Raw genomic sequence first — 9,334 nt, 5'->3', positions numbered from 1 at the left:
TGTGCCTCCTCGATCGCTTGGTTCAATTCTGTGTTCGACAGATGCTCGACGACCTCAAACCGACGTACTTCCGCCATCACGGAGAATACGCTGGCTACGTATTCATCCGTTGCGCTAATCACTCTAGCGGTATCCGTTAGGCACGATTGCGCTAGATGTGTTTGAATCGGAATCGGTCGCAGCAAACCTGTTACAGCAGGTTCACTGGCGTAACGGCGTTACTTGCCCCGCTGCCGTTCTTGACTGTCCGGTCAAAAAGTCAGCTACGGGAACTTTCAACGATATCTCAGTAAGAATTGCGACCGCACGTTCAACGATAAGATCGGCACAATCTTCGCCCATTCAAAGGTCGCGCTCAGGAAGTGGCTGTTCTCGATTTGCGCGTTTCTCCAGTTTAACACGAGTCTTCGCCAACTTCAGCTAGAGATCGGCGTCCAGTACAAAATGATCTGCCAGCGCGTCGAGTGCTTCACGAAGGTGCTCGACGCGCCTTCGCTTGACATCGTCGGTCCCATCGAAATTGACGAATTCTACGTCTCTGCAGGGCTGAAAGGCTGCGAGCGCGACTAAGAGTCGTGCTCGCATGGCCTGTCCACGCATGGACGAGGATCATACGACCAAGACAAACCGGCGGCGTTCACGATCGTGGATCGTGGCACCGGCGACCGATACGGGATCCCGGCGAAATCAGCCGACAAATCGACGATTCGGCTCCTTCTCGTAAGCAGCAAGAAGGAGTCACTGCTCGTCTACGCGGATGGATTCCGTGCCTACGATCCACTAGCCGAGGACGACGCCTTCGACCGCGAATACGTCGTCTAGATGAAAGCACATGACAACACCTGCCAGTGCCATGGGTTGCTGGTACAACCCTGCCTGCTCTGTTGAATGGTGATCTAATCAGCTGATATCATGGGTTAGAAGGGTGAAGTCGAGGAAATCGAGCTTGGTATGGAGATTGATATCCTCGACTTCGTTAAGCAGTGTCGAGACCTAGCTATACAAGCGTTGGGAAAGCACGCGGGCGAGCCCGCCAGCGGTGGGTTCGCCCGCTGGGTACACGCCGTTTTGCACTGTTTTCGGCTCGAAGAGGGCCATAGCTACCATGAAACGCCGCATCGGCTGGAATACATGTCTGAGGTTCGTAACGTACTTGGCCTAGATCGGGACGAGTTGCCAGATTACAGCACGATCTACAAATCGTTCGACCGACTGAAAATGTGGGTGTGGCGGCCGTTGCTGCGCGTTTCAGTGCAGCAACACCCGCAGTCTGGACACGCCGCTCTCGACAGTACGTTCTTCGACCGACGCGCTGCTTCCTCATATTATCGTCAGCGATCCGGGAATAGCGTGCAGACGCTGAAAGTGACCACATTAACCGATGTAGAGTCTCTTGCAGTTCTTGACGTCCATATTTCGGCCCGGTGGAAGCATGATACGAAAACAGGGCCGCAGGTCGTCCGCGTTTCGGCGGACGACCTGCTTTCCGTAGCCGCTGACAAGGCCTTCCACAACTGGTACACCAACAACGAGTTCTACGCCCTCGGTGTCGAACCGCTGATCTTACAGTGGGGATCGCGGCCACTCACGAAGGAGAAAACGCGCTAATCCGGACAAAAGACTACTCTCAGCGCTGGATGGCCGAAACTTCGTACTCGACGACGAAGCGCTCGCTCGGCGATGCCGTGCGAGCGCTGGGCTGGTATCGACAGTTCCGTGAGATTATCCTCATGTTCGCCATCATCAACATAGAAAAGCTCTGTGAGCCACTCTAACCACCATTCAACAGCTATTCACCTATGGAAATTCTGCCGATTGATCAAACCACGTTTGCCAAGATAATTCTTCGGGCGACAAGGACTTGCTGTAGTTTTCTGGCGTAGAATCGACAACCGGCGAACCGATAGCTACTGAAACAGCCATCAGGCGAGGGACTTCTTGTTTGCGAGAGTGATCACTCACGCTGCCACCAGCCGGCCAATGAGCGCCGCCCCGGCGGCGCTCAGGCACTCACCCCTGGTGGATGGTATACCTCCTCACGGTCAAGCATGTGATACATTGAAACCAGCAACTTCCGAGCGGTTGCCACAATCGCTGTTTTCGAGTTCTTCTTTCGAGCTAACCGGTTGTAAAACCGGCTGAGGTACTCGTCTTCGCACGTATGAACCGCACTATACGACGCTTGAACGAGCAACCACCGGACTCGTCCTGATCCTCGCTTCGAGATGCTTCCCTCAAACGCGAGTCGCCAGACTCGCGGATTATCGGGTTCAACCCGAAGTAGCTAACAACTTCCTTAGCCCGGTCAAACCGGTCAATCTCTCCCAACTCCGCATAAATCGTCAACGCCGTAAAGTAGCTCACACCAGGAATCGTCATCAGGAACTGGGTCTCCTTCAGAGACTCAGCCCGTTCCTCGATCTCCGCTTCCAATGACTCAATCTGCTTGGTGAGCACCTGAATGAGTTCCAGATACGACTCCAGCAACGCGTCCCACGGGGCCGGGAGCGAGAGTTCCTGGCGGAACTCTCGTCCCTCCACGCTCAACGGCTTCACTTCCCGAGTGATGCCGTGGTCACTCAACAGGCCATGGATCTTGTTCGCGTACTCGGTCCGGTTCTCAACGAGCTTCTGGCGCCCGCGCACGAGTGCGCGGGCTTGCCGAACCTCGTCGGTTGGAACGTAGCTTTCTGGAACCGAGCCTAACCGAAGCATTCGAGCGAGTTGTTTCGCATCAACGCGGTCAGTTTTCTTGTCCGAGTCAGAGATCAACTTCAATTCGCCGGGGTTAGCGACAGTCACATCCAGATACGCTGAAAGCGTATCGTGGATGTGGTAGTAGTTGCTGGTGGCTTCAAGCGCGGCTTTGGACCCAGTGTACCGCTGGGCAAAGTCGTCGAGGTTCGCGTTTTCGACGCGAACCTCTTCGACGATCTCACCGTTTTTGTCCAGTACTGCGATCTGTGAGTACCGCTTGTGTACGTCGATTCCAATGAACATTGGATTCACCTTGGAACGCCGGTGCGTAAAACAGAGATTCACCTATACGGGCTTTCCCGACTGCCGCCAGGAGCGGCAGTCGGACTGTAATGCCCAGGACTCGGCTTCCTACGCACTCGGGCCAGTCAACAACACGTGCTTCGGAGCACGGAATAGCGCTCGGCCTCTTGCGTCCCATACTTGTTTCACGCTCTCATGGGATAGCAGGATTTCCATCGAGTCAACAAAGCAAGTTTTCCCCTTATTGAGGTATCTTCAAGGACAAACTCACGTCGTATCTCTAAACATTCCAGCTCCGACGTTTCGTCTACCGAAAGCCAGGGAAAGAAGCGCTGAAACCGTCTTTGAAACGGAATTATGAATTATTAGAAATCCATTTTGCAAGATAACTGACAAGCTGAAAGGCATTTCTATCGGCGCTATTCGTTCCCTTCGACACTCACTCGCGGGTCGATCATCCCATATATAATATCTACTATGAAATTTGCGATGATGATCGTTGCTGCGATAAGGAAAAATATAAACTGTATGACTGGATAGTCACGAGCAAAGACTGCGGCAACTAGTGCTGCACCGATACCTGGCCAATTAAAGACAACTTCTACAAGAACTAGTCCACCGATAGCTTGAGTAAGTGTAATTGGGTATAACGTTATAACTGGAAGGCTAGAATGTTTTGCGATGCTGAACATCCGTTGCATCTTAGGTACACCAGCTACCTTCTTGTACTCGATGAAATCACCTCCCATTGTTTCAACGACGCTTGTTCGCATTATTAACATCGGTATAAATGTATACCTCATCACAATTACAATAAATGGTAGAGTCCAATGCCATACAAAATCTTTCGTAACATATGGTGACCACCAGTGGGTCAAGTCAACATCTCTGACACCGTACATTCCAGAACTTGGAAACAGGTTCATCTGGCCGGAAAAGATCACGATAGCAAACACACCAAGTACAAAGGAAGGAACAGAGCCAACCAGAATAATGGGCACAATTCCATATTCCTCAATTTTAGAGCCTCTGTTTGAACCAATTATGATCCCAATGATAGAACCTAATAAGTAGGCAAAGGTGATGGCAGGTGCAATGAGGATTACCGAGTTGAATATCCGCATCTTCACATACTCAATAACAGGAACTCGATATTGGACGGACATACCTGCGTCCAGGGTCACAAAATTAACCATATACCGATAATACTGGACGTACAGAGGATCATTCAATCCCCATTCCTCTTCAAACTGAGCGACCGTTTCAGGATCAGCTCCTTGGAATAGCATAATTTGGGTGAAATCACCGGGCATTAGACGGAATAAGAAAAATAACCCAGTTATAACTAACCAGAGAAGCAGTACTGTTTGTCCTGTTCGCTTAACCAGATACGTTGTTTTAGCCATTGTTAGTTTCTTCCTTTGTGTTGTTTCGTCGTTTCACCAACTCTTGATTCATTATTGTCATTATGTAAGTGACAAGCAGTTGTATGATCTTGAGAGAGATGAGTTTTCTCGGGTGTTTGTTCACAGACCTCCATCACTTCCGAACAACGATTTCGAAATCGACAGCCAGACATCAATTCTTCGGAATGTTCTGCAGTTCCCTCCAGAAGAATACGTTCGCGGTCGTGGTGTGGATCGGGTATCGGTACTGCGTTGACGAGCGCTTGAGTGTACGGGTGCATAGAGTTGTTCAATATTTCATGAGTTGGTCCAGATTCAACGATTCGACCCAAATACATTACATTCAGTTTTTCGCTTACATAAGGGACGGTCGAAAGATCATGTGAGATATATAGAAGAGATACATCAAGCTGGGATAAGAGATTGGATAGCAAGTTCAGCACAGATGCCTGAGTTGATACATCTAACATTGAAACAGGTTCGTCAGCTAAGATTACTTCTGGTTCAACAACTAACGCTCGTCCGATTGAGACGCGTTGCCTTTCGCCACCACTTAGTTGGAACGGTTTCTTGTCTAAGTACTCTTCAGGAGGAGTTAGTTCAACCTTTTCGCATATGTCGATGATTTTCTTTTCACTAGTATCAATACCATGTATTTTCAAAGGTTCTTGTAGAGATTCTCTGACGGAAAACTTTGGGTTTAACGAGTTGTATGGGTCCTGGAAGATCATCTGCACATTCAGCTGGTAATCTTTTTTCTCCTCATGAGAAAGTTCAGATATTGATTTACCATGATATTGGATTTCACCGTTAGTTGGTTCGTGCAAACCACTGATTAGCTCTATCAAAGTTGATTTTCCACACCCACTTTCACCGATGACCGCATGAGACTCATTCTGTTCAATAGTTAGTGAAACTCCATCAACAGCAGGAATGACACTAGGATCGCGCCTGAGTACTCGGTCGAAGAGCGATTGATCTGCTTGATACCGCATTTCGACATTTTCTAATTGGAGTATCTCATTCGTCATCAGCGCTCACCCCCATGAATTTCGCTCCTAACAGTATCCTTCCTTATACAAGCTACGTTGTGATCATGCTGTTCATCGTCCTCTTCTACATTTGAGGAAACTGTTTCTAGGGACGGTGAGACCGCGGTACATTCCTCTATTTCCCATGGACAACGATTGGCAAAGCTACAGTAGTTCATCCTTCCAATATTTTGTGGGGGGTCTCCCTCAATGACTTTCAATTCTTGGTCAGGATGTCGAAGGTCAGGAAGAGACTCCTGAAGTAAAATGGAATACGGATGGCTAGTTTGATCATACACTCGCTCAATATGACCCTCTTCCACCAATTGTCCGCTATGCATTACTGCAATCCAGTCACACATCTCGAAGACAACACTTATGTCATGTGTGATTATCAACACACTCAAGTTGAGTTCATCTTGAATCTCTTCGAGGTAGTTGATCACTTGGTCTTGCATAATTACATCTAGGCCAGTGGTCGGTTCGTCCGCAATTAGCAGCGAGGGTTCTAGGAAGAGAGATAATGCGATCAATGTCCGTTGTTTCATTCCACCCGAAAATTGATGTGGATAATCTGTGATACGGTTTTTTGGGATACCCACGATATCAAACATTTCTTTGAGTTTTTCGTCGACCTGAGTCTGAGAAAGGTCAGTATGTGCTTTTGCTATGGTATATGCTTGTTTGTTTATTCTTTCTATTGGATCAAGACTATTCATTGCTGCTTGAGGAATCCACGAAATATCTGTCCATTTTCCTTTTTCATTAGTTAGTTCATTATTAGCATCAATAATCTTGTTTCCTTGGAAATATATTTTTCCATCAGTTATTTTCCCATTATTATCCAATGCACCCATGATTGTTTTAACCAGAGTAGACTTACCACAGCCGGATTCACCAACTAGTCCAAGAAATTGCCCTTCTTCAACGGTGAAGGATGCATTGGAGACAGCAGTCAGCATTCCATTTGAAGTTTTATACTTCACTGTCAGGTTTCGCACATCCAAAAGCGTATCACTCATATTTATTGCCCCTCCCATCCCACGATCTCATTGTCAGTCTGCCCAGATAGCTGTTCATAGCTCCGGCCGAACATGAATGTTGACATTACTGAGATGGCGATTAATAAACCTGGCGGTATCGACCACCACCATGCAACTGCCATGAGTCCAGAGTCGTAAGCATTCCTGATCATCACGCCCCAGGATGGAATATATGGGTTAGTAACGCCAATAAAGGCAAGCCCAGCTTGCACAATAATCGTTGAGCCAATCCCCAATGCTAGGAAAAGGACTGCCATTGATCCAACATTTGGTAATATATGCCGTATGATAACATATCTAGTGCTGGCTCCAGCTGTTTCCGCCGATTTTACAAACGGTTGTTCTTTGATTTGAAGAACTTGGGATCGAATAACACGAGCACTACTTCGCCAGAGAATAAGCCCAATAATTAGAATTGAAGAAAAATACCCAATCCCAAAGAATGCTACCAGTATTATCGCAGTTGGGATCATAGGAATACCGTAGAACAAGTCAGTTATTCTCATGAGTACGTTTTCTGTTCTACCGCCGACATAGCCAGATGTTAGGCCGATCCCTAATCCTAGTGTAATAATAAGCCCCCCGCCAAGTATTCCACTTGCTACTGTCGGGCGCGCACCGATCAATACTTGGGAAAGCACATCTTCACCTCTTTCGGTAGTACCGAGTAAATGCTCAGAGGATGGGGCTTCACTTCGTTGAATATCTCCATTATCATCTCTGGTGATTTCATTTGCTTCATAAGGTGCGACGGCTGGCCCAAACAATCCTAATAATAGTATTATAACTATAATTGAAAAATATATTCTTGTAGCTTTATTATTGAGAATAATCCTGAATCCTGCTCGTATATTTTTAAACAAAGGATGATCAAACGTCTGATGCAGTTTATCAATCAACGCTTGCATATTAGATATACATATATTGAGACGGGCTCACATAAAACATTCGGTGTTGGGTCATCGAATCTCACGGACTACAGTCGGTAGTTCCCATCAAGTCAGCGGATAGCCACGACTGATGAGGTTAGATTCTCAGAAAGCGTCTGGATGGGTGTATGAAGTTCCTCTACCATCCAGACACTGTCCTTACGGCTTCTGAGCTTGAAACTCTAGCGGTGGGTCTCCTCGCAGAGATCCCGATCCCCGGAGTCGAAGGCTGCGGCTTCGACTCCGGGATCATCCGACGTACATTCCTGCAAGCCGCTGTCGATCAGAAGTCCATCAAGGCTGTCACCGACACCACTCTTGGAACGTACTCCGACGATTACACGCTCGCCCAGCTTCACACCGTTCCACCGGACGAATTGGAAGCCGTCGTCAACAAGCTCTTCGTCCAGCAGGCGGCGATGATCCTCGGCCCCGGCCCGAGGATCATCTGCCTCGATTTCGTCGATATCCATTACCACGGCTGTCCACACGCTACTGCTGGTGAGCTCTGTCACACAATACCGCGCGATGGCACCTCTCAGTGCCATCGCTATCTTGCTGGATTCGTCCTGTGTCGGGCGAAGCCACTCATCGTTGCAGCTACGCCCGTCCGTGGTGACGAACCAAAAAGCGACGCGGTTGAGCGACTGCTTGACCACGTCGCGGACCTCCCATTCGATATCGCAGGACTCCTCGCTGATCGTGGATTCTACGACGGCGCGTCGGTTGAGCGACTGGATACAGAGGCACCAGTCGCTCTTCCGATCATTCGCCGTGGAAAGCAGATGACCGAGAAGCTGGACACGATAGTCTCCTACTGGACGGAGTACGTGATGTACGAGAGAAGCGAGCGGGAACTACGCTTCCCGCTCGCGGTCTGTGTCTCCTACCAACAGGGCAACCGAGGCAAACATGGCTTGCTCGTCCGGGCGTACGTCGCGTGCGATCTGACCGATCGCACGCCGAAAGAAGTCGAAGCCCTCTACCAGAAACGATCTGCCATCGAGACAGCCTTCCGGACGATGCGCGAAGCACGTGCACGTACAAGCACAACCGATCCGGCTGTTCGATTGCTGTTCGTTCTTGTGAGCTTTCTGTTACGAAACCTCTGGGTGATCGTCCGCTGGGGCGTGCTCGCCACGCCGCGGCGCGGCGGGCGAGCACTCCCTGTCTGGTTCCGCTTCGAGGTATTCCGGAAGTGGATCGATCACGCTCTCGACATCACGTTGAGCCGGACGTGGGAAGCACCGACCAACTGCGTCGGCATTCCAGCGACCTACAGCCAGCTGGACGCGGGCTGAGACCGCCCGCGTCCAGCGGATCGCCTTATGGATGAGCGGTAGCTACGTATCTTCTCTCGGTGACGGCGCCCTCACTGGCGTGAGTTCACTGTCTTTGCTTGATCCGCCGAAGCAATCGTTTTTAATGTGGTTGTTTTCCTCCAAAAATCGAGTTAGCGATCAAGGACGATGGGAACTACCGACCGTGCTTGATAAGGTCGCGGAAGTACTCTACAAGAGACGGCGTCAACCAGTGATAGAAGCCGCCGGGAGAGATCGTTTCGTCGGCTGTGGAGTTGTAGCTGTGTCTGAAGCCAGCAAGTGTTCAGCTTTCGCCTGCGGCGGAGCCGAATACGAATCCACAGACAAAGGCAAGTATATGGAGCTTGCGGTCGCGTTCAACCACGCCGAGTTCCTCGGCGTGCTCTTCGAAGAACTTGGAGAGAAACAGAGGGTGTCATAGAATACGCCGCACACGAAAGGGCAGGGTTGAGAAGCCGTGTCCAGCAGCACTCAAAACCCTGCAAGATGAGCCTTGGATAGACTGCTCTGTTGAATAGCGATCTAATCATCCGACATCACGGGTTAGAAGGACGAAGCCGAGGAAATCGAGCTTGGAATGGAGATCGATATCCTCGACTTCGT

5 protein-coding genes and 4 pseudogenes are annotated in these 9,334 nt (G+C 49.4%); 3 read left to right on the top strand and 6 right to left on the bottom strand.

What is annotated here, in order from left to right; translation table 11 throughout:
• Positions 1 to 145: 145 nt before the first annotated feature.
• Together EA472_RS21350 and EA472_RS21345 are read left to right on the top strand one after the other, a co-directional pair.
• A pseudogene (locus tag EA472_RS21350) lies at positions 146 to 819 on the top strand (IS1595 family transposase); the annotation flags it as partial.
• Between the two features lie 132 nt (positions 820 to 951).
• A pseudogene (locus EA472_RS21345) lies at positions 952 to 1,775 on the top strand (IS5 family transposase).
• Positions 1,776 to 2,002: 227 nt separating this feature from the next.
• Here EA472_RS21345 and EA472_RS21340 read toward each other — a convergent pair.
• The 5 genes and pseudogenes from EA472_RS21340 to EA472_RS21320 all read right to left on the bottom strand — a co-directional run bounded on the left by EA472_RS21340 (position 2,003) and on the right by EA472_RS21320 (position 7,388).
• Positions 2,003 to 3,000 (bottom strand): annotated as a pseudogene (locus EA472_RS21340) (IS110 family transposase).
• A 419-nt stretch (positions 3,001 to 3,419) separates the two neighbouring features.
• Positions 3,420 to 4,406 (bottom strand): ABC transporter permease, encoded by a 987-nt coding sequence (locus EA472_RS21335; protein WP_124193492.1) that lies wholly within the window; start codon positions 4,404 to 4,406, stop codon positions 3,420 to 3,422.
• 2 nt (positions 4,407 to 4,408) lie between these two features.
• Positions 4,409 to 5,437: an oligopeptide/dipeptide ABC transporter ATP-binding protein gene (locus tag EA472_RS21330; RefSeq protein ID WP_124193491.1), complete on the bottom strand. Its 1,029-nt coding sequence runs from the start codon at positions 5,435 to 5,437 to the stop codon at positions 4,409 to 4,411.
• Positions 5,437 to 6,459: an ABC transporter ATP-binding protein gene (locus EA472_RS21325; RefSeq protein WP_165874962.1), complete on the bottom strand. Its 1,023-nt coding sequence runs from the start codon at positions 6,457 to 6,459 to the stop codon at positions 5,437 to 5,439. Before EA472_RS21325 ends, EA472_RS21330 begins: the two co-directional genes overlap by 1 nt.
• A 2-nt stretch (positions 6,460 to 6,461) precedes the next feature.
• Positions 6,462 to 7,388, bottom strand: coding sequence for an ABC transporter permease (locus EA472_RS21320; protein ID WP_124193489.1), 927 nt, complete (start codon positions 7,386 to 7,388; stop codon positions 6,462 to 6,464).
• A 149-nt stretch (positions 7,389 to 7,537) separates the two neighbouring features.
• On the opposite strand from EA472_RS21320, the gene EA472_RS21315 reads away from it, so the two are divergent.
• Complete coding sequence (locus EA472_RS21315; RefSeq protein WP_124193488.1) at positions 7,538 to 8,710, top strand: ISH3 family transposase; 1,173 nt, start codon at positions 7,538 to 7,540, stop codon at positions 8,708 to 8,710.
• A 181-nt stretch (positions 8,711 to 8,891) separates the two neighbouring features.
• Here the strand turns inward: EA472_RS21315 and EA472_RS21310 are convergent.
• A pseudogene (locus EA472_RS21310) lies at positions 8,892 to 9,140 on the bottom strand (IS4 family transposase); the annotation flags it as partial.
• Positions 9,141 to 9,334 lie beyond the last annotated feature (194 nt).

Source organism: Natrarchaeobius oligotrophus (assembly GCF_003841465.1).
GTDB classification, from domain to species: Archaea; Halobacteriota; Halobacteria; order Halobacteriales; family Natrialbaceae; genus Natrarchaeobius; species Natrarchaeobius oligotrophus.
This window is presented reverse-complemented; position numbering and strand designations above follow the sequence as displayed.